The organism is Candidatus Flexifilum breve (assembly GCF_016713355.1).
This window is the reverse complement of sequence record NZ_JADJPI010000037.1, coordinates 451742-473182: the sequence shown is the minus strand read 5'-3', so window position 1 is coordinate 473182 and position 21441 is coordinate 451742. Positions and strand designations below refer to the sequence as shown.

Here is a 21441-nt window from a genome sequence, read left to right as displayed (position 1 = left end):
GTTGATGGTGTGATCCACTATACGCCGATCTGCGGCAGATGGGAAATGGGGTTGTTCACGGTGGTTGATTGTAGGGGCGCACGGCCGTGCGCCCCTACGGAGGCCGGGTAATCAGGTTTTACGCGGTGGGTTCGGTGGACGGCGCTTCGGGGACGCCATGCGGCTGCGCGCGCTTGATCACGTCTGGCAGCACGAACCAGGCGAACGCCGCCGAGGCGTACATCACCAGTGAGGCGACGAAGAAGGCGCGCGTCATGCCCTCCATAAAAGCGAGCTTGGCCGTCAGCACCACCTGATCCGCGAGCGCGGGGTCGAGCAGCGCGAGGGTGTGCGGGCTGATAGCCGTCTGCAAGCCCGCCGAGACTTCCGCGAACGCTTCGGGCGTCAGGCTGCTTTGCAACGGCGCGACCCCGTTGAGATAAATTGTCGTGGCGACCGCCCCCAGCACAGCGATCCCCAGCGCGCCGCCGAGCTGACGCGTGGTGTCATTCATGGCGCTGCCGACGCCCGCTTTCGTGACCGGGATCGAACTCATGATGGCGGTCGTGGCGGGGCTGATCGCCAAACCGATGCCACCCGCCTGAAAGATCTGCGCGATCAACACCCACGGGAAATAGGTCGTATTGATGGTGTACACGAGCGACTGAAAGAGGAAGGAGGTCGCGCCGATGCAGATGCCGAGCACCACCGTCCGCTTCGTGCCGAGGCGGCTGGAGACGCGCGCCGACCGGTTGGACGTGAAGGTCAGCGAGGCGGCCAGCGGCACGATCATGATGCCCGCGAGGAACGCCGGGTAGCCGATCACCGACTGCAGAAACTGCGGAATGAAGAAGACCGCGCCGAACAGCCCGAAGGTGAGCAACGTGAGCGTGACGTTGGCGCCCGTGAACGCCGGGTTGCGGAAGAAGTGGAGCGGCAGCATCGGGTTAGGGATGCGCGCCTCCCACACGGCGAACAACGCGAGGATGATGACAGCCGCGACCAACGCGAGCAGCACATTCGGTTGCCCCCAGCCCACGACGCCCGCCTCGATGATGCCGTACACCAGCGCGATGAGACCGATGATCGACAGCACCGAGCCGACGAGATCCGGCGGCGGCGCGTTGGGTTCTTTGGTTTCGCCGAGATAGATTTGCCCGCCGATGACGGCGACCGCGATCACCGGGATGTTGACGAGGAACACGGCATGCCAGCCGAAGGTCTGCACGAGGAAGCCGCCGAGCACCGGACCGATCCCTACGCCCAGCCCAAACAGTGACGCCCACGACGCGATGGCCTGCGGACGTTCGACCGGGGGGAAGGTGGCGCTGATGGTGGAGAGCGTGGCCGGGAGCATCAACGCGCCCGCGAGACCGAGGAAGGCGCGCGCCCCGGTCAGCACGCCGATGTTGGGCGCGACCGCCGCCGCCAGTGACCCGATCCCAAACAGCACCAGCCCGGTTTGCAGCGCGCGCTTGCGCCCAATGCGGTCGCCGAGCGTGCCCATGGTGAGCAGCAGCGCGGCGAAGACCAGCACGTAGCCATCGACCATCCACTGGAGGTCGGTGGTGCTGGCGTTGAGCTCCCGCGCGATGGACGGCAGGGCGACATTGACGATAGTGTTATCGAGGCTGATGACGATGACCGAAATGCCGACGAACACTAAGCCGCGCCACCGCCGCTCGAAGTAGGGCGAATCGGTGGGAATCGTCACATACGAGTTGGCCAAAAGGGTGATCTCCTATTGGGTTTGTGTAGCAGACTCGCTTAGTGTACACCTAGCTTATTCAGGATCGTACTGATCATTGGTCTAGGGCGGACTTATGCAAAGTCGTCGTCGATGTTAATAAATTCGCTTTAAATCTGGATATACCGTCCGCCAGTTACTACATATCGAAGTGTGTCGTCTTTGTTTATCAGGGTTTTTACATAGATGCTGATATCCTCTACCAAGGAAAACAGGTCTGATTCCTGTGGAGTCACGTCGCAAAACATATGGACAGCAACTTGACAAACTAACTCACTGGAAAGTAGGTAAAACTTCGCATGAGCAGTTGAAAAGAGTGGTGGTTCTGATAGACGCATCTTTTTTGCAGGTATGCTTTGAGTAGGATCGCCCAAATCCAGAATCCTCACGAATATATTGTGTACGTGTGAACTCGTGTCAACACTGTCCGGAAACTGAAAATCGGTGTTTGCAGAAAGCCACTTTGAAATCGCAGGGCCAATTGTCCCCGTTATATTATAACTATCAAATGGTTCGTAGAGTTTGCCCACTAGATCGGCTTGCAGCGTCTGTATTGACCTGTCTTTTAATAAACAGATTGGTTTCCGCAATGACAGCATGTATCCGACCTCTAGGGCTACATTTGGGTTAAACGTTTCCTTCAAAACGTTATCGAAAATGGCGATACCAATATCACAACCGTACATATAGGTCAGAACATTGTAGTGCAAGTTGTCATGGTAGTATTTCTCATCCGCGCGAAGACCAAGTATATTAAACTGCCTTAGGCTTCTTTTGATTTCAGATTCTATCTCTCGATGTACAGCTGTATCTGCAAACTGCATCATAAGAAATGCGGTTTTTGTGCGTCCGTAATCCTCGTGGAATTTCCTCAGGGGATTTACAACTTCATCTGGGATCCTTAAAACCAGCTTTTGCTCGTCAATAATTGCGCTTCGCAAATTCGGATCATCGGCAATAAGGGCATCCACAAACTGATCAACTTTATAGCGAATAACTGAAATGTCCTGGTCTTGAAATTCCGTCGAACTGAGAATGTCTAGATGAACAGGTACTTTCCAGATATCTCGTGTCAACATAACTGATACTTGTAATTTCCCCTCTGTAATGGGGTAAGCGCGGATTAGCGGCTCTCGTCTCCCGTCCGAACGATTTCGCATCTCAACATAGAGAGCCAATTTGACGACGTTCCGATTCCAATTCTGAGATGTGTCCATACTTACCTCTATATAGGAGGAATGCAATGCAACATTACAGCCTTAGTTATGCCATATTAAGAATACTAGGCGCAATCTAAGAAAAAGAATATACTATTATGAAATGAGCGCTATTGAGAGTCCGTTATGCCTCTAGTTATTGTTGGCGGTCTAGTTGTAATTGTAGATCCAGAAAACGATGATAGAGTCGCAATGATGTTTGTAGATCCCAAAGCTCAATCGCAAGTTCCTAACCAACACTATTATCTCGTTCGTGGATCCTTTAAGAGAGAGCAACAAAACGGCACACAAAATATATATGATTATGCAATTCATGTTTACTGTAACGTCAAGTACGAAGACGAGGCTATTGAGCGGCTGATACACTGGTTTATTGATCAACATAAATCCGAACTGAGTTGGAAGTCGTTGGAAGAGAACATTTAGAAACTCTTTCACATTAGATCAAATATATAGCCACTCAGGTAGAGTAACCCCACGAAACAATTATAAATATTCCATTTATATGAATAAACAGAGTCGAAGTGCATCAGTATAGTGTCACTACTCACGCGTAGCGGGCGAGCACTTCGTCCGTCGCTTCGACGGGGCGGTCGTCCAGCGCCTCGACCGTGTAGCCGAGTTCGCGCAGCAGCGTCAGGCACTGGCGGTGCACATCCGCGCCATGTGTCGCGAGGAAGATTGTCGGGTGGTGCGTCCGCAGCAGGGTCTGCGCGCCCCGCAGCACGTCCGCTTCCGCGCCTTCCACGTCGATCTTCAGGATCTGCGGCGGGAGGATACGTCCCTGCGCGCTCAACTCGTCCAGGCTGACGATCGGCACGGTCAGCGTGCCGTCCGCAGTCAGCGACCCCATCGACGAGGCGGCATGCACGCTGAACTGCCCCGCCCCGGCGGTCTGCCCCACGGCGGCCTCAAACACGGTCACATTGCCGAAGTGGTTCAGGTCGATGTGCTGGCGGAGATAAGTCAGGTTGCGCGGCAGCGGTTCAAAGCTGAACACGTGCCCACCCGGCCCGACGAGCTGCGCCGCCAGCAAGGTGTAAAAGCCCACATGCGCGCCAATGTCATAGACCACCATGCCGGGCTGCACATGCGCGCTCAGGCGCTGCTGCTTGTCGAATTCGTAGCTGCCCAACCAGCACCCGTGATTGCTCGACCCGGCGATCCACCAGCGACCACGCAGCGCGCCCTGCAAAATCGGGACGCGCGCCGAAGGTGGAATCAGCGCGAGCGGCAGGCGCAGCAGTTGACCGATCAGCGATTGGCGTGATATCCCGGAGAAGTTCACGGCGTTCCCTCAGCGTTTAGGCAGCATCGCCTCTGAGCATACAGCCGATCAGCGAGGGGCACAACCGCGGGTCGCTACCCGCGCACGTGCACATGCATAAACGCGACCGAGAGCAGGAGCGCGTCGTCGCGGTGCGTGGCGATGTTGTGATCGTCGCCCTCCCACAAAAACAGCTCGCTCGTGCCGCCCGCCGCGCGGATCTGCTCATCGAGGCGCACAGACATGGTATAGGGCACGGTCGCGTCGCCGGTGCCGGTATGAGTCTGCACCGGGCCGGAGAGATCCCCGAGGAAGCTGTTGGCGGAAATCGCGTTCCAGAAATCGGGGTTGGTCTGCGGCGAGCCGTAGCGCCCGATCATGCGGTCGCCCCAGTCGCGGCGAAACCACGTCGTCAGCATATCCGTGTACGAATCGACCACGCCCGCCCAGATCACCCCGGCGCGGATGCCCTGCTCCGCCACCATCGCCCGCAGCGTGATGTAGCCACCCATCGAATGCCCCCACATGCCCACGCGGTTCGGGTCGGCGTCCGGGTAGCGCCGCGCCGCCGCCAGCGCGTTGAGCACGTCGACGGTGTAGCCGGGGCTGGTGTAGGCCGATTCGGGATCGCCTTCCGAGCTGCCATGCCCGCGGTAATCCGACTTGACGACGATATAGCCCGCACGGGCGAAAGCGTCGGTATAGGCGAGGTAGCGCTCGGTCGTGCGGTATTCGTCGGGCGGGATATAGCCGTGATTGAAGATCACGACCGGGTAGCCCGTCGGCGGGCGCTCGCTCATGGGCACGGTCAGCAGCGCGTAGATCTTCAGCCCGTCGGAGAGGTACGACGCGATATAGCGGTTGTAGTTGATGCCGGGTTCGAGCGTCTGCTCGATGACGAAATCGCTGCCGGGGTAGGTGCGGTCGCGCAGCATGGCAATGCTCAGCGGATGCGTCGCGGCGAGGCCACCGGGCGGGTCGGTGACGGCGAGGCTATCGGGGTTCGGCGTGGGCGCGGTGGGATCAGTGGCGAAGCAGGCCGTGAGGGTCAGCGTGAGGACGATCAAACCAATGAGGATGAGCTTGGTACGGGTCATTCCCTTCCTTGGATGAACCAGATACGCTGCATCCTATTATAGCACAGGTGTTTGCTTAACATCCCGCTGATCCCAGCGTTACGTGCTCGTCAAGCGCTGAAACGCGGCGACGAGATCGGGTGGGAGCTTGTGGCGGGCCAGCGGATTCAACCAGACGGCGTTCCCGGTCGCGTGGTGCAGCACAACCGCGCTCAAGTGCTGGTACTGCTTGAGGAATTCGGCGGCGCTGGCAAACCCGCGCCGCGCGAAGAAGGCTTCGTTTTTGCTTTCGGCGAGCTGGCGCAGCGTGACCGCCGCCCGGTTGAACTCCGCTTCCGTCACCCCCGCTTCGACGGCCAGCCACAGCACGTTGAGCACACCGGAGGGCATTTGCCCGACTTTGTCGCACAGCACGCCCACCAGCTTGATCTGCGGGTCGTCGCTGGCTTCCACGGCGCGCAGCCGCCGCACTTCGACATTGACCAGTGTATGGGTCTTGTAGGTGATCGTGAAATCTGGCCCGCGCTGCCGGGAGGCGGTGTATTTTTCGTATTCCAGCGCGAAACGCTCCGCGCGCAGCAGCAGGAAGGCGGTTTCCAGTTCGGTGCGCAGGTCATTGAGTCCCGCGTCATCGCGCACCTGTTTGAGCTTAGAGCGAATCTTGGCATGGTGGTCGGTGGCAAAAACTTTGAAACGCCGCGATTCCCGCACCCACCCCGCGAATTCAGCATAGAGGGGGTGCGGTCGAGTCTCGAAAATAGCGGCGAGCAGTTCGTCGACGGTACGCATACGTCCGGCTTGGTTCATGCTAGCGAATAGCTCAAGCATACTGCATGTGCGGCGGATGCGTTATTCGGGAACAGGTGGGATGGTCTGCGCGGCACGCAGAAACTGGAAGAACGGGACAACCACCCGAACGAGCAGCACAACGAGTAACAAAGGTAGAGCGGTGCTCATGAGTTTCCGCATATCCTATCCATACCGCTTACGGTTCAGCGATGACCACGGTGCCAAGACGGTTTGCTTGTGACCGACTCCACATGGTGTCTACCATAACGTCCAGATGTTCAGATCTGGTTTAGATGCTGGCGAGTTGCTAACCCGAGCAAACGGAAGACCCGGCTTCCGACCGGGTCTGGTTGAGGGGGAGTCTTACGGGACAACCGGGCTAGAAGGACTGCACCCAGTTAAATTGGTAGGCGACACCGTCCGTGGCGGTCGGCGCGGTGATGGTCAGGCTGCCGTCGGCTTCACGGTACAGGGTATAGCTGAAGGCCGAGGCCACTACGGCGCTGCCGTCGCTCAGTTCCGCATTGAGAATCTGTTCCGCCGACACATCCATCACCTTAACGACATTGCCGTCACCGTCAATGCCCCAGAATTCGAGGCGGTCGAGCACGCCCATGTTGACATCGTCGGCATACGGATAGCTCCAGATGGCGTACACGGCGACCGGGGCGTCGATGTCAAATTCGTTGATGCGCCCGTCATTGATTTCCGGCAGAACGACTTCGTCATCGGCATAGGCGGCGACCGCGAATGACAGCAACAGCAGGGCGAGAACGGCGAAGATGGTGAGATTGCGCTTCATGTTTGGTGCTCCTTGGGTTTGCATATCGAACATGACCACAGGATAGCCGCCGCGTGTGAGGAATTTCGGTAGGAAATGTGGAGTGTGTGGTGCAGACGTAAACAGTGTGTAAATTGCGGTGGCTGGTGGGCATCAGCGAGGATTCAGCGATGCCTTATCCAGAATTTACACTTTGGCTACAACTCGTCTCTACAATCACCGAGCATGAGCGGTAAGCACAGATGTCAGAAGAAAGGGCTGCCATGCGTTCGCGCACACTCCTCATGGGAATATTCGTTTTCGGCCTCGCGGCAGGCATCGCGCTGACCCTGATGCTGGTCGTCGAGCCGCGCGCGCACCCGGTCTCGGCGCTGCAAATTCCAACGCCGGAACCAACGCCGCCGCTGCCCGATGAAGCCATTTACAGCCGCCTCGAAGCCTACGATCAGGTGATCACGAGTCTGTATGCGCGGGTCAGCCCGTCCGTCGTGCATATCACCAGCTTGCAGCAGACCATCACCCGCTTCTATGGCGTGCAGCCGCAGGAAGGCACCGGATCCGGTTTCGTCTACGATGACAACGGCCACATCGTCACCAACAATCACGTGATCGCGGGCGCAACCGACATCACCGTGCTGCTGGCGAACGGTATCTCGCTGCCCGCTCAAGTCGTGGGCACCGACAACTACTACGATCTGGCGGTGCTCAAAGTCGATGTGCCGCCCGGCACGCTCACGCCGCTGGAACTGGGCGATTCGTCGGCACTGCAGGTCGGGCAATCGGTGATCGCCATCGGCAATCCGTTTGGGCTGGATCGCACGCTGACAACGGGCGTGATCAGTGCGTTGGAACGCCGCATCGATACCGAAGGCTCGGTCATCGGGCAAGCAATCCAAACGGATGCCGCGATCAACCCCGGCAACTCAGGCGGGCCGCTGCTCGATCTGCGTGGGCGCGTGGTCGGCATCAACACGGCGATCAATTCGCCGAGCGGCGGCTCAGTTGGCATCGGGTTTGCCGTTCCCGTGAACATCGTCAGCCACGTCATTCCCAGTTTGATCAGCACCGGGCGCTTCATCCATCCCACCCTGGGCATTCAGGTCGCGGAGCTGGGCACGGAAGTCCGCATGTCGGCAGATACAGTGCAGAGCGGGCTGCTGATCGTCGATGTGGCGGTGGGGAGCACCGCGCAAGCCGCTGGCTTACAGCCCGCCACTGTGACCGTGCAGCGCCGCCGGTATGTCATCAATGGCGGCGACATTATCACGGCGATTGATGGGCAACCGCTGGTTTCACGCAACGATCTGCTGCTGTATCTGGAGGAGAATCGGGTCCCCGGCGACACGGTCACGCTGAGCATCATACGCAACGGCGCGCCGCTGGAGGTCACGATGACGGTCGGCGCGGGGTAGTTCAACATCAGAATAGTTGGCGGGCGGGGTGCACTGCGGCGCGCCCCGCCCGCGGCCACTGCGTCCGGGTTGTGAGGAGCGGTTCCGGTGGAGTATAGTTCTGAGGCGTATTATTTCATTTTTTGACAGCAGGAACCATGACCACATCCCACATTATTGCCCACGATTTAGGCACCACTGGCAACAAAGCAACGCTCTATGACCGCGACGGCCGGCTCGTCGGCAGCGTGTTTTACGGCTATGACACCGAATACGCCCAGACCGGGTGGGCGGAACAAAACCCGGAAAACTGGTGGTTGGCTGTGTGTCGATCCACCCGCGAACTGCTGACGCAAACAGGCGTCAGCAAGAGCGACATCGCCTGCATCACCTTCAGCGGACAGATGCAGGGCGCAGTCGCGCTCGACAAGGAAGCGCGCCCGCTGCGCAAAGCGATTATCTGGGCGGATACGCGCGCGCTGGCGCAGGAAAAATGGATCAGCGAACGCATCTCATTCGAAGAGATGTACCGCATCTGCGGGCATCGGCTCAGCCCGTCGTATTCGCTGGCTAAGATCCTGTGGATCCGCGACAACCAACCGGACATCTATGCGGCGACACACAAGTTCGTCCATGCCAAAGATGCCATCGTCGCGCGGCTGACGGGCGTGTTCGCCACAGATCCGTCGGATGCGTCGGGGATGAACCTGTACGATCTCAATACCGAAACGTGGTCGGCGCGCATTCTGGACGCGGTCGGTCTGCCGCTCGAAAAACTGCCAGAGATCCGCCCATCCACTGACGTCGTCGGCGGTGTGCGGGCCGACGTGGCCGACGAGGTGGGCGTCAACGCGGGCACCCCCGTCGTGATCGGCGGCGGGGATGGCGCGTGCGCGACGGCGGGCGCGGGCGTGCTGCGCGCTGGATCAGCTTATAACTACATCGGCTCATCCTCGTGGATCTCCGGAGCATCGACCACCCCGGTCTTTGACCCGGATTACCGCACCTTCACGTTTGCGCACGTGCTCCCACACATGTTCATGCCGATGGGCACAATGCAGGCGGCGGGCGCGTCTTACCAGTGGGCACGCGATCAACTGGCGGGCGCGGAGAAGCAGGTCGCGCAGGCGCTGGGCATAAGCGCCTACGAGTTGATCAACGCGGAGATCGACACGATCAAACCGGGGGCGGAAGGCTTGTTCTACCTGCCCTATCTGCTCGGCGAGCGCAGCCCGCGCTGGAATCCGCACGCGCGCGGCGCCTTCATCGGCTTGACCATGCGCCACACACGCGCGCACCTGTTCCGCGCGGTGCTGGAAGGCGTGACGATGAATCTACGCGTCATCCTCGATGCGTTCCGGACGCAGGGTCTGCACATCGATGCGATGCGCGTCATTGGCGGCGGCGCGCGTGGACGCCTGTGGAATCAGATCATGGCGGATATCTACGGTATCCCGATTCAGCGCCTGAGCGTGCTCGAAGAAGCCACCTCGATGGGCGCGGCGCTCGTCGGCGGCGTGGGCATCGGCCTCTACCCGGATTACAGCATCATCGAGCGCATGAACGAAACGGCAGAGGTGATCACGCCCAATCCGAGCGCGCAGGCCGTCTACGAGCAGATCTACCCGGTCTTCAACACGATGTACGAGGCGCTCGTCCCGGTTTATGAGCAGATCGCGGCGCTGCCGTAAGAACATCCCAATTCATCAACGAGCGGACAGCGGCAAAAAGCCGACAAATCCGGCGATCTTCCACTCAGCGTCGAGGCGCACGCATTGATAGAGCGTCTGCCAGTGCAGTGGAATGATCGTGCCGGAGCGAGTGACGATCTGCCCATCGAGCTGTTTGTGCAGCAGCGCGGAATCGCCCTGCACTTCGATATCGTTCATGCGCGTCGCGTCGATGAACGCCTGCCGCAGCGCGTCCGGCGTGACCTGCGCACCCATGGCACGGGCATTCTCCAGCCAGAGCGTGCCATAGTCATCGACACGGCTGAAGCTCAAGCGCCAGTCATCCGGGTTGGACGACGCCTTGGCGTCAATCGCCGTGAAGCCCGTGGACACGAACGCCGACCGCAGCCGCGCCCAGTCCGCCTGCACAAACGATTCGATATCAACTTCGACCAACAAGTGCCAGAACGCATGCTGGTCACTGCCCAGCGGAAACGGGTTCTGGTAAGGTGTCATCGGCGGTTTTCCTCTCTTAAGTCCACGGCATATCCCTAAGCATAATACTGGAGCACTATCAATCCAGATATAACACTGGCAGGTAGTTAGATTTCATCTAAAGCGTACAAACTACATATGAACAATGCTTTGCATAACCTTTTTCTTCCTGCTATATTATTTAGTGTCAGCACAATGTATCTCTTAGACGCCACATCTGAGAGGTATTAGCAGGTTCTCGTGTACCAAACAATTTACTATTTGCTTGGAGGCCACCACATGAATCGTAGTCGTTTCAGTCTGGTTTTGCTTGTCGTTTTTGTTATCGGTTTGCTCAGCGTCTCTGCGCTTTCGGCGCAGGGCGTGCAGCGCTCATACATCGTCCTCTCCGATGGGGACGGCAGCAACCTCGCCAGCGCGATCTCCGCGGCAGGCGGCACCATGGTCAACTATCTCCCGCAAATCCGCGCCGCTGTCGCCGTCTCGTCGAATCCCAACTTCAAAACGCAGGTGCGCGGCGTCCGCTCCGTAATTCCCGATCTGGTCTATCAGTTTGATGTCCCGACGCTCGTCGTTGAAGGCGAATCGGTTGACGCAGCAGTCGCCAACCCGCCAAATTCCGGCAGCCCGGATGAACGCTTCGATCTGCAATGGGGTCATGACGCGGTGAACGCGCCGGAAGCCTGGGCCGCCGGCGTGCGTGGGCAGGGCGTGGTCGTCGCGGTGCTCGATGGCGGCTTTGACCTCGATCACCCGGATCTTGCGCCGAATATCATCGGCAGCATTAGTTTTGTTCCGACTGAGTCTGCGCAGTTCAACCTACCCACTTTCGCTAGTCACGGTACGCATGTGGCTGGGACGATTGGCGCGGCGCAGAACGACGTAGGTACGATTGGTATCGCGCCAGATGTCGATCTCCTGCTGGTCAAGGTGCTGGCGGACAGCGGCAGCGGCGCGTTTAGCTGGGTTGCCGGCGGCATCCTGTACGCTGCCGATCAGGGTGTCGACGTCATCAACATGAGCCTCGGCGCGGACATTCCGCAAAGCGGGGTATGCGATACCGACGGTTGCATCACAGCCCGCGAAGTTGCCGAACTGCGCGTCATGATGAACCGCGTCGCCAACTACGCGGCGCAGCGCGGCGTAACGGTCGTCGTCGCGGCGGGCAATGACGGTCGTGATCGCGATCACGATGCCAACATCCTCACCCTACCCGCGGACATGCCGAACGTGATCGCGATTTCCGCCACTTCGCCAGTTGGGTGGGCGCTTCCCGATTGGGACGGTTCCTTTGACTATCCTACGTCCTACACCAACTACGGTCGCTCAGCGATCGACTTCTCTGGCCCCGGTGGTGATAGGCCCTTACTTGGGCAAGGAGTGCTTTGCACGGTAGGCCCACTCACTCGTCTCTGCGATATTTTTGACCTCGTCTATAGCACGGGCAACAATACTTGGTATTGGTCAGCCGGCACGAGCATGGCGACCCCGCACGCCGCGGGCATCGCCGCGCTGATCATCAGCGAGCACGGCGGCAGCCTCGCTCCGGCGCAGGTCGAAGCGGAAATGCGTGCGCGTGCTACGCATCCCGGCTCGAACGGTCGCGATCCCTTCTATGGCCTGGGCGCGATCAGCAGCGGCTACTAAGCCCGCGTAACTAATTCCGGTAAAGGCTCTACTCTCGGGTAGAGCCTTTACATTGGGAGGCTTTCTTGGGTCGTTTGCTGCTGTTTTTCAGCCCATTTGACCGCGCTGCCACCGTGACGATCGTTCGGACGCTGGAGGCCGCTGGCGTCAGCGTTCACCCCGTGCGCGCGGGCACCACGCGCTGGCAGACCATCGCCGCACCGAGCGCGGCAGTGTTCATCATTAGCCCGCTGGCGCTGCGTGATCCGTTGCTGCGCCAGCAAATGCGCGCCGCGCGGCAGCGGGGTTTACGCTGCATCGCCGTGGCGGTCGCGCCGCTGGATCACGCAATTCACGCGGTACCCTTCATTGACGCGTCCGTCGATTTACAGGCCGGCAGCGCAGAACTCATTGGAATGTTGGGCGCGAGCAAAGCGCGCGTTGTCCCTAATCGAAGCTGGTTATGGGTGGTCGCGGCCTTGATCGCCCTGTTCGTCATTCTGCCGATCTCCATCGGCATGGCGTTAGGCGACCGAGCCGCCAACGAGGCGACGCTGCCGACGCTGCATCCCTTTTCCGATCTACCCACGCCGCTGGTCAGCGCGGAGGAAACAGCCGTCGTCGAAGCTTCGTCGTCGCTCATGCCGACTGCTCCCATCGTCATCACCGTGATGCCCACACCCAGTTTGACATCGACACTTCCGGCGACAGCCACCGAAACCCCATCGGTCACTGCCACCGTTACCAACACGTGGACGGCGCTGCCCAGCGCGACGGCCACGGACACGAGCACACGCACTCCACGTACGACACGCAGCACTACGCCCGCGCTCACAACGACTGCTACCCGCGCAGTTGACGAACTGGAAGCCCGCTTCACAGCGGATCTCACTACCGGATCTGCGCCGCTGGTCGTCGTATTTGAGAACAACAGCCGCGGCGAAATCAGCGCGTATGCGTGGGACTTCAACGGCGATGATCAACCGGACAGCACGTATGCCCGTCCCTTCCCGTTCACCTACGAACAGCCCGGCCTTTACACGGTGACGCTCACGGTTTACGGCGAGGACGGGGAAAGCGCCAGCGAGACGCTGGAGATCACGGTGACGGGCAGCACCAATCCGCTGAGCCCTACACTGCCCAGCGGATCCAGTACCACGGCGATTGAGCCCGCGCAGGCGTTGTTCTACGCGGACAGCACCTCCGGCGACTATCCGCTCACGGTCGTGTTCACCGACGACAGTTGGGGCACGATTGCCAGCTATGCGTGGGACTTCGACGGCGATAGTCAGGTTGACAGTAGCGCACCGGAACCGCCGCCGTTCACCTATACGCGCGCCGGGATGTTCACAGCGCTTCTCCGCGTGACCGGAGCAGATGGCAGCATCGACGAAGAGCGAGTCACGATTGAAGTATTCGCGCCCGCGCCGCCCGTGACGCGCCCGCAGCGCATCATCCGCACGCTGCCACCCACCGCGACCGTCACGACTGCCGCGCCGACTCTGACGTTCACATCCACAGCGACTGCCACCCTCATGCCGACCGCGACCTTCTCGCTGACACCAACCCAGACGTTCACATTGGCAGCGACGGCGACGCTCATCCCAACAGCTACACCCACGCTCACCGCCACGCCCACTTTCACCTTGACGCCGTCCAGCACTTTCACGCCAACCGCGACCGCCACGCTCACGCCGACGGTTGTGTCCCCACAGCCACTGCCACTCACGGCGTCATTTGACAACGGCGCGACCGATTGGCTGGCGACGGGCAGTTGGATGCTGACCACCGAAGCGGCCGCGAATGGCATTGGCTCGGGCTGGCGCGCGACCGCGGGCGCATCCAGCTCGACGCTGCTGTGGTCGACGCCCATCGATTTGCGCGCGGCGCTGGTACCGCAGGTGAGCTTCCAGTCGTACCAGTCCGCAGCCAACGCTTCAGCCGCGCAGGTGCAGATCACGAGCAGCGGCGGAACGCAGAGCTACCCCATCCCACCCTCGGCGGCGGGCTGGTCGATCATCGAGCTCGACCTGAGCGCGTTCCGCGGGCAGATCATCAGCCTGAGCTTCGTTTGGATACCCGCGGCGAACACCAATGACGTGTGGCTGATCGACTCGCTGGTCGTGCAGGAAACGCCCGCAACGCTGATCCCGAGCGCAACCCAGACCCCCACCGAAACGCCCACGTTCACGCCGACCTTCACCAACACGCCAGAGCCATCAGCAACCGAACTGATCACCGTCCCGGTCGAAACGACTGCGGAAGCAACCATGAGCGTCACCCCGTAGTGGATTAAGCCCTGCAAACCAAAACGGACGCCATGAGGCGTCCGTTTGTTTTTACCAGCGCCCCACGTTAGCGCGTGCGGACGCGGATCACGCTCAGGGAGTGGGCAGGCACGGTGTAGCTGAACCGCGGCGCGACCATCAGCGGGCGCGTCTCCGGCTTGACGATATGTGTATGCCAGAACGAGTACGAGTTTTCTGCCAGCGGCGCACCGCTCAACACGGTACAGATCGCCTCCGGTTGCAGATTGACCACACCAGCGAGATCGATCTGCAGCTCGACGGACACGTCGGCGCGGCTGACGATCTTGAGTATCAGGTCGCCCGACTGGACTTCAACCACAGTGGAGGCGGCGAGGGTCTTGTCTTCGGCATAGCTCAGATCGGTGGGCAGATAGCTCTCGCCGGCATTCACGCCGAATAACTGCTGGACATAATAGTTGATCGTCGGGTAGACATTGGTGTTATCAAAGTAGATCAGGTCGGGTTCCCACTGACTGCGGCGCTGTTTGCCGAGCAGCGGCGCATACGATGACAAGCGCACGATGTCGCCGTTGCGTTCGAGCGTGGTCAAGTAGGCGGCTTCGGCGAGCGCGGAGCGTAGGGTGCTGCGCCGACCCATGTCATGCGCCGCGTATTCGCCGAGATAGACCGTCGTTGAGACGCTGCGGTCGTAGGCGTCGAAGCGACCGAGATTGTCCCAAAACCAGTCCGGCGACTTATAACCGTGCTCATCCACCATTGGGATCTGGTAGTCGCGGGCGAACTGCCAGCCATCCTCGTAATCCTCGCCTTCGGGGCGTGGGCCGACCGTGCCGATCACCGTGATCTCCGGGTATTTGGCTTTCACCGCGTTGGTGATCAGCAGAAAGCGCTCTTTGAACACGTCGGTGATGCGGTCTTCGTTGCCAACGCCGAGATATTCCAGATTGAACGGTTCGGGATGACCCGCCGCCGCGCGTTTTGCTCCCCACGGCGAATCGACCAAGCCGTTCGCCCACTCGATAAGGTCGAGGACTTCCTGCACATAGTCGTCCATCTCATCCAACGGGATGCCACACTGCCCCTGCTCCCACAGACCGTTGTAGCGCGCGCCGGTATTCGGGCAGCACACCCCGGCAGGAACGACGGGCAGCGGCTTCGCGCCGATGTCTTCGCAGAACTGGAAGTATTCGAAGTAGCCAAGGCCGACGCTCTGGTGGTAGTTCCAGATGTTGAACTGCTCCTTGCGCGTCTCGATGGGGCCGATGGTGTCTTTCCAGCGATACAGATTGCCCAGCCCGTCGCCGTGCACCAGACAGCCGCCGGGAAAGCGGATGAAGCGCGGCCTGAGGTCAGCGATCACCTGCGCGAGATCAGGGCGGAGGCCGTTGGAGCGATTACGGAAGGTCGCGCGCGGGAACAGGGAGATCACGTCCAGCGCAACAGTACCCACCCCACTCACCTGCACGCTGAAGCGCCCGTGATTGTCGCTGCCAGTCGCCACCAACGCCGTGGTCAGCTTCGTCCACGTGCCCGTCGGGGCGGGCAGCACGGCTTCGCCGAGCACCTCGCCCAAGCGACCTTCCAGCCGCACGGTCAGCGCGCCGATTGTGCCAGCGAGCGTCCGCGCGAACAACGCGACATCGTAGGTCGCCCCCGCGTTGATCACAATCCCATCGTAACCCGTGTTGCGCAGCCCGACCGCGCCGTCGACGTTCAGCGCGAGGTAATGCGGGTTGTTCGGGTGAATGGGCGCATCCGTACCCAGCGCGATTGAGCAGGTACCGCCCCCGACACGAGTTCCCACCCGGTGAAGAAGTTCCAATCCGGGTTGTCGGCGGAGGAATAGGCAAACGAGCGATTCTGAATGAGTTCGGCGTACAGACCGCCATCGGCGGAATAGTTAATATCTTCAAAAAAGATGCCGAACAAGTCCGGGCTGATCGCCTTCGGCTGATCGGCCTGCACGGTGAGGCGAGCGGTGGTACTGGTCATAGTGGAAGTTCCTACAGAAACAGGCAAGAGCAAGTAACGAGCACCGATGTTAGCCGCACACGAAGCTGGCGGTCAAGTCACGGTCGACTTGGGAACGTACCCGTGTGCTTAGGCTATCGATTTGTTGGCTGCGGCAAGAGTATAATGGGTGCGAAAAGTCGAGACTGAAGCAGCCAAACAGGGATTGTGGTGGCGCATCAGCGCGCGCTGCAGTGCCGCTGATCAGCTAACATCAAAAGCGCGAAACGAGATGTCGTTACCTCATCTGCTGCATCACCGTTATCAACTCCTCCAGCCCCTCGGTGAAGGCGGCATGGGCAGCGTGTATCGCGCGCTGGATCGCCTCACCAACCAGATGGTCGCGCTCAAATTTGGCAAGCTCGGCACATCACGCTCAGACACTGACTCATGGGCAAAACAGGCGACCGCCCGCATGAGCCTGATGCGCGAATTTCAAACCCTCACTCAGCTCAATCATCCGCACATCGTCAGCGTGCTCGATTTTGGCTTTGACGACCAACTGCGCCCGTTCTTCACGATGGTACTGCATGAGCACGCGCGGGATGTACTCACCGCCGCCCGGCAGACGGACTCTGCCGGCAAAATTCAGTATCTGATCGAAACGCTGCAAGCCCTCGCCTACCTGCACCGCCATCATGTCATTCACCGCGACCTCAAACCGTCCAATATTCTGATTGACGAGAGCGGTCAGGTGCGCGTCGTCGATTTTGGGCTGGCAACACCGCAGGGGATGGCGTCCGGGTTGGATGGCACACTCGCGTATCTCGCGCCAGAAGTCCTCGAAACTTTCAGCGTGAGCCCCGCCTCCGATCTGTACGCGCTGGGGATTGTCGCCTATGAACTGTTCGCGGGCGTGCATCCGTTCGCCAAACTCAGTATCGGGCAGCTCCTGCAAGCGAAAGTTCGCCGAGCGCCGGATCTCAGCCTGGTTCAAGCGCCGGACGGGGTGCGCACCGTGATTGAGCGGTTGCTCCAGCGCCATCCCACCGCTCGTTATGCCAGCGCCGAAGCAGTGATTAGCGCCTTATGCGCCGCGGTTGACCACCCGGCCCCGGCCTTCAGCGCCACCCTCGGCGAGCATTACTGGCAATCCGCGCGCTTTACGGGACGCGAACGCGAACTCACCCAGTTGACCACCGCGCTCGATACCATGTTGAACGGTCACGGCAGCGCCCTGGTGTTCATGAGTGCCAGCGGCACGGGCAAAAGTCGTCTGCTCGACGAACTGCGCGTCAGCGCTGTGACGCGCGGCGCGCTCGTACTGCGCGGTGGCGGCGTGGAAGACGGTGGCCTCCCCTATGCGCTGTGGCGCGGCATCGTCCGCGAGCTGCTGCTCCTCACCCAAGTCACAGACGGACAAGCGGCAGTGCTCAAAGCGCTGGTGCCTGATATTGACGATTTGCTCGGTCGTCCGATTCCGAGTGCGCCGCCGCTCTCTGCGGATGCCGAACAAGAGCGCCTCATCTTCACGCTGCTGCAGGTCTTCCGCCAGCAGACCAAGCCGCTCGTACTCCTGCTTGACGACCTGCAGTGGGCGGCGGAAAGCCAGATCGCGCTCACCCGGATCTGCGAACTGGCGCCCCATCAGCGCCTATTGATCGTCGGCGCCTACCGCACGGACGATCCCGCCTGGTCGCCGACCATGTTCAGCAAACTGCAGGTCATTCCGCTCAGGCCCTTTTCGGTCACCGAAACGCAGCTCATCAGTGAATCGATCATCGGCGATCTGAGCCCCCGTCCCCACCTCGTCAAGTTTCTGGTCGACCACACGGAAGGCAACGCCTTCTTTCTCATCGAGACGCTGCGTACGCTTGCCGCCGCAGCGGACAGTCTGGAAGCGATTGGCGCGGCGGAACTCCCGAACGAGATCGTGCCACAGAGCGTGCTCAACGTCGCGCAGCAGCGGCGCAATCGACTGCCCGCGGCTTACCAACCGGCGTTGTCCAGCGCCGCCCTGCTCGGTCGCGATTTGGATCTCGCCCTGTTTGCGACGCTCGCCCCGGCGCTCGATCTCGAAGACTGGCTGCTGCGCGCCGAAGATGTCGGCCTGATCCAGTTCGAACAAGGCCGCTGGCGCTTCACCCACGATATGATGCGGGCGGGCATCAGCGCGGCGCTGACGGCTGACGAACGCCCCACGCTGCATCGGCGCTGTGCGCTGGCTATCGAAGCGCTCTATGGTCACCGCAGTGAGTCCGCCGCCCGCCTCGCGCAGCACTGGAAAGCAGCGGGCGATCTCCTGAAGGAACTACACTATACACTCAGCGCCGCCCAGCAGTGGCTGCGCCTGAGCGATTTCCAGACCGCGCGCGAACAGCTCGTCTCGCTGCTGGAACGTGTAGGCGACAACCCGCGCTTGCTTCGCGAACGCAGCACCTTACATGCGCTCATTGCCGAAACCTATCAGAAGACAGTCGGCTACCAACAAGCCCACGCGCACTACGGGGCGAGTCTCGCGCTCGCCACACAGACGGGCGACGCCAGCATGCAAGCCGAAGCGCAGCTCGGCTTGGGACAGATGCTGATCGTGCTCGGGTTGGCCCGTGAAGCGGAAGCCCCAATCCGGCGCGCGCTGGCTGCCTATCAAGCCGGTGAGGATCGCTCGAAGCTGGCCAAGGCGATCTTTGCGCTGGGCGAGCTTTACCTTTTAAATCGTGACTATCCGAACGCCCGCCGGCAGTTTCAGGCGAGTCTCGACACCTTGGCAACTGTTCCCGATCCTGAGTTCTACGCTCGCATCCTGACCCGGTTGTCGAATATCGCGAATACCTGTAAGGAATATGAAACCGCTGAAAATCTGGCGCAAACGGCGTATACCACATTCCGTGAAATCGGTAATCGCTTCGAAATGGGCAATGCGTTGACGGCGCTCTTTCTCGCCGCTATTTGTCAGGATAAAGACGAGGCAGCCGAGGCCTACGCGCGGGAAAACCTACAAATCTGCACCGAAATCAACCATCTACGGGGTGTAGTGACGATCCAGATCAACCTCGGTTACTTCGCCTTCATCCGCGGTCACGCCGCGGAGAGCATCACCCACTACACTCAGGCCGCAGTCGCCAGCGAAGTGATCGGCTTAGCAGATAAAGCCTGTTCCGCATGGTCATCCTTGCTGCAAATTCATGCCTTACTCGCACAGTGGGAAGAAGCGCGCAGCAGTGGTCAAGCGTGGCTGCGAACCACCCAGGCACTCACGAGTGGAAGAGCCAATCTGCATGGTTTGTATGGCTTGATCCGACTGGCAATCCACGATCAGCGCATTGAAACCGCGGCGCACTGGTTAGGCGCGCTGGACCAGCACGGCGTGCCCGAAGATCGCGATGAGGAGGATCTGCTCCACTTGCACCAGCAGATCGGCCAACTGCTGGCCGCGGAGACGTTGCGCGCCGCGCTGGCGGATGGGGCCAGCTGGACGATCAGCGAACTGATGGACAATTTGCAGGCCTATTTCGACGCAGCGGATCAGGCGCGCACGCCGTTTGCCTCCACCTGATGCCTCTGGTAACTTCCCCACGAATGCACACTTTTCGCCAACCGTTAAGCAGTGCATACTAGGGGCTCTGATTTGAAAATTGCCAAGTCTCTCCTTAAGGAGTTAATCGATGATCGAATTTAGCGTTGATCCGCACAGTGCGGGGCGTCCGTTCCCGCATTACTGGGAGCACTGTGTCGGGAGCTGCCATGCCGTCATGGGGCTGCGCGCTGACTGGCGGGAACAGCTCGAAAAGAGTCACCGCGAACTCGGCTTCCAGTATGTGCGCTTTCATGGCCTGCTCGACGACGATATGAACGTCGTGATGCGCGATTGGGATCATGCGGCCGGGCGTTCGAAAGGTACGGTGCGCTATTCCTTCTACAACATCGACTCGATCTTCGACTTTCTTCTGAAGATCGGCATGAAACCGTTCATCGAACTGGGCTTTATGCCGTCGGTGCTGGCGTCCGGCACGCAGACCTGCTTCTACTACAAGGCGAACGTCACGCCGCCCGCCGATTGGGCGGAATGGAAACCTGATCCGCGCGTTGACACAGCATCTGGTCGACCGCTACGGCATTGACGAAGTGCGGACGTGGTTCTTTGAGGTGTGGAACGAGCCGAACCTCTCGTACTTCTGGGGCGGCACGCAGGCGCAGTACTTTAAGCTGTACGAGCACGCCGCGCGCGCCGTCAAGAGCGTGAACAGCCTGCTCCCGGTCGGCGGCCCGGCGACCTCGGTCAATTCATGGATCCCCGAAATGCTGGAGTTCTGCCGCACCAACAACGTGCCCATCGATTTCGTCTCCACGCATCACTACCCCACGGACGATCCGCTGTGGCGGCACAGCGACATCAGCGAGGAAGAGATCTACAAGCAGTTCGGGCACGAATTCGGCAAATACGAGCGCGGTGTGCTGCACAAGATGACCGCCCGCGCCCGCGAACAGGCGGGTGATCTGCCCCTCTACTACACGGAGTGGAACACCTCGGCGTGGATGGGCGATTCCATTCATGATGACGCCTATTCGGCGGCGCTCACGCTCAAGGCGATTGCGGACAATGACGGGCTGGTGCAGGCGTATTCGTTCTGGACCTTCTCCGATCTGTTCGAAGAGCCGGGGCAGTTCTCCGCGCCGTATCACGGCGGCTTTGGCCTGCAAAACATCTACGGCATCCCCAAGCCGACCTACCGCGTGTTCGAGCTGCTGCACAACCTCGGGGATCAGCGCTTAGCAGTGAGCGGCGGCGCGGACGCGACCGTCGAAGTGCTGGCCGTGCGTGGCGGTCACACACTGCAACTGCTGGCGCATAACCACAACACCCCCGGTCAGCCGATTGCCACCGAAGACGTGACCATCAATCTGCCCGGTCTCGCCCCGAGCACGCCCGTGACCATCGCCCACATCGACGATGAGCACCTCAACCCGAAGGCCGCGTGGATCGCGCAGGGTCAACCCGAGTACCCCACCCGCGCGCAGCTCGCCGAACTCGAACAGGCCGCGGAGTTGATCACACAGCCCGCCACGCTGGAAGCCACGGGCACGGGCAGCGCGATCAAGTTTGCGCTGCCACCGCACGGCGTCGTCGCGATCACGCTGACGCTGCCGTAAATCCGACGTTTACAGACAAAACGGGCGATCTT

General features: G+C 60.3%; 15 protein-coding genes and 1 pseudogene. 7 read left to right on the top strand and 9 right to left on the bottom strand.

Features of this window, described 5'->3' with window-relative positions:
- Positions 1-118: 118 nt before the first annotated feature.
- Complete coding sequence (locus IPK17_RS33160; protein ID WP_343422004.1) at positions 119-1708, bottom strand: MFS transporter; 1590 nt, start codon at positions 1706-1708, stop codon at positions 119-121.
- Between the two features lie 128 nt (positions 1709-1836).
- Complete coding sequence (locus tag IPK17_RS33155; protein WP_343422003.1) at positions 1837-2943, bottom strand: hypothetical protein; 1107 nt, start codon at positions 2941-2943, stop codon at positions 1837-1839.
- A 126-nt stretch (positions 2944-3069) separates the two neighbouring features.
- Between IPK17_RS33155 and IPK17_RS33150 the strand changes: the two genes are divergently transcribed.
- Positions 3070-3369 carry a hypothetical protein gene (locus IPK17_RS33150; RefSeq protein ID WP_343422002.1) on the top strand — a complete coding sequence of 100 codons (300 nt, stop codon included), beginning with the start codon at positions 3070-3072 and terminating at the stop codon, positions 3367-3369.
- A gap of 121 nt (positions 3370-3490) precedes the next feature.
- Here IPK17_RS33150 and IPK17_RS33145 read toward each other — a convergent pair whose 3' ends face one another.
- The 4 genes from IPK17_RS33145 to IPK17_RS33130 form a co-directional block, all read right to left on the bottom strand.
- A complete protein-coding gene (locus tag IPK17_RS33145; protein WP_343422001.1) occupies positions 3491-4231 on the bottom strand; it encodes an FkbM family methyltransferase in 741 nt (246 codons plus the stop codon).
- A 74-nt stretch (positions 4232-4305) separates the two neighbouring features.
- On the bottom strand, positions 4306-5307 hold the full coding sequence (locus tag IPK17_RS33140; RefSeq protein ID WP_343422000.1) for an alpha/beta hydrolase family protein: 1002 nt from the start codon (positions 5305-5307) through the stop codon (positions 4306-4308).
- A 78-nt stretch (positions 5308-5385) separates the two neighbouring features.
- Complete coding sequence (locus IPK17_RS33135; RefSeq protein WP_343421999.1) at positions 5386-6093, bottom strand: hypothetical protein; 708 nt, start codon at positions 6091-6093, stop codon at positions 5386-5388.
- A 361-nt stretch (positions 6094-6454) separates the two neighbouring features.
- Positions 6455-6877, bottom strand: a complete 423-nt coding sequence (locus tag IPK17_RS33130; RefSeq protein ID WP_343421998.1) for a hypothetical protein — start codon at positions 6875-6877, stop codon at positions 6455-6457.
- 242 nt (positions 6878-7119) lie between these two features.
- Between IPK17_RS33130 and IPK17_RS33125 the strand changes: the two genes are divergently transcribed.
- On the top strand, positions 7120-8268 hold the full coding sequence (locus IPK17_RS33125; protein ID WP_343421997.1) for a S1C family serine protease: 1149 nt from the start codon (positions 7120-7122) through the stop codon (positions 8266-8268).
- Positions 8269-8405: 137 nt separating this feature from the next.
- Positions 8406-9938, top strand: coding sequence for a xylulokinase (gene xylB / locus IPK17_RS33120; RefSeq protein WP_343421996.1), 1533 nt, complete (start codon positions 8406-8408; stop codon positions 9936-9938).
- Positions 9939-9953: 15 nt separating this feature from the next.
- Here xylB and IPK17_RS33115 read toward each other — a convergent pair whose 3' ends face one another.
- A complete protein-coding gene (locus IPK17_RS33115) occupies positions 9954-10433 on the bottom strand; it encodes a hypothetical protein (protein ID WP_343421995.1) in 480 nt (159 codons plus the stop codon).
- Between the two features lie 258 nt (positions 10434-10691).
- Between IPK17_RS33115 and IPK17_RS33110 the strand changes: the two genes are divergently transcribed.
- Together IPK17_RS33110 and IPK17_RS33105 are read left to right on the top strand one after the other, a co-directional pair.
- Positions 10692-12059, top strand: a complete 1368-nt coding sequence (locus IPK17_RS33110; RefSeq protein ID WP_343421994.1) for a S8 family peptidase — start codon at positions 10692-10694, stop codon at positions 12057-12059.
- Between the two features lie 65 nt (positions 12060-12124).
- Entirely contained in the window at positions 12125-14326 is a 2202-nt protein-coding gene (locus IPK17_RS33105; RefSeq protein ID WP_343421993.1) for a PKD domain-containing protein, read from the top strand.
- A 67-nt stretch (positions 14327-14393) separates the two neighbouring features.
- On the opposite strand, the gene IPK17_RS33100 is transcribed toward IPK17_RS33105, so the two are convergent.
- Together IPK17_RS33100 and IPK17_RS33095 are read right to left on the bottom strand one after the other, a co-directional pair.
- A complete protein-coding gene (locus IPK17_RS33100) occupies positions 14394-16112 on the bottom strand; it encodes an alpha-L-arabinofuranosidase family protein (RefSeq protein ID WP_343421992.1) in 1719 nt (572 codons plus the stop codon).
- Positions 16022-16300 carry a hypothetical protein gene (locus IPK17_RS33095; RefSeq protein WP_343421991.1) on the bottom strand — a complete coding sequence of 93 codons (279 nt, stop codon included), beginning with the start codon at positions 16298-16300 and terminating at the stop codon, positions 16022-16024. Before IPK17_RS33095 ends, IPK17_RS33100 begins: the two co-directional genes overlap by 91 nt.
- 250 nt (positions 16301-16550) lie before the next feature.
- Between IPK17_RS33095 and IPK17_RS33090 the strand changes: the two genes are divergently transcribed.
- Positions 16551-19814, top strand: a complete 3264-nt coding sequence (locus IPK17_RS33090; protein ID WP_343421990.1) for a serine/threonine-protein kinase — start codon at positions 16551-16553, stop codon at positions 19812-19814.
- 109 nt (positions 19815-19923) lie between these two features.
- A pseudogene (locus tag IPK17_RS33080) lies at positions 19924-21409 on the top strand (GH39 family glycosyl hydrolase).
- Positions 21410-21441 lie beyond the last annotated feature (32 nt).

Bases quoted from the DNA above. Each gene is read 5' to 3' on its own strand.
- IPK17_RS33155 (WP_343422003.1), bottom strand. From the start codon at position 2,943: ATGGACACATCTCAGAATTGGAATCGGAACGTCGTCAAATTGGCTCTC.
- IPK17_RS33150 (WP_343422002.1), top strand. From the start codon at position 3,070: ATGCCTCTAGTTATTGTTGGCGGTCTAGTTGTAATTGTAGATCCAGAA.
- IPK17_RS33140 (WP_343422000.1), bottom strand. From the start codon at position 5,307: ATGACCCGTACCAAGCTCATCCTCATTGGTTTGATCGTCCTCACGCTG.
- IPK17_RS33135 (WP_343421999.1), bottom strand. From the start codon at position 6,093: ATGAACCAAGCCGGACGTATGCGTACCGTCGACGAACTGCTCGCCGCT.
- IPK17_RS33130 (WP_343421998.1), bottom strand. From the start codon at position 6,877: ATGAAGCGCAATCTCACCATCTTCGCCGTTCTCGCCCTGCTGTTGCTG.
- IPK17_RS33125 (WP_343421997.1), top strand. From the start codon at position 7,120: ATGCGTTCGCGCACACTCCTCATGGGAATATTCGTTTTCGGCCTCGCG.
- xylB (WP_343421996.1), top strand. From the start codon at position 8,406: ATGACCACATCCCACATTATTGCCCACGATTTAGGCACCACTGGCAAC.
- IPK17_RS33115 (WP_343421995.1), bottom strand. From the start codon at position 10,433: ATGACACCTTACCAGAACCCGTTTCCGCTGGGCAGTGACCAGCATGCG.
- IPK17_RS33110 (WP_343421994.1), top strand. From the start codon at position 10,692: ATGAATCGTAGTCGTTTCAGTCTGGTTTTGCTTGTCGTTTTTGTTATC.
- IPK17_RS33095 (WP_343421991.1), bottom strand. From the start codon at position 16,300: ATGACCAGTACCACCGCTCGCCTCACCGTGCAGGCCGATCAGCCGAAG.
- IPK17_RS33090 (WP_343421990.1), top strand. From the start codon at position 16,551: ATGTCGTTACCTCATCTGCTGCATCACCGTTATCAACTCCTCCAGCCC.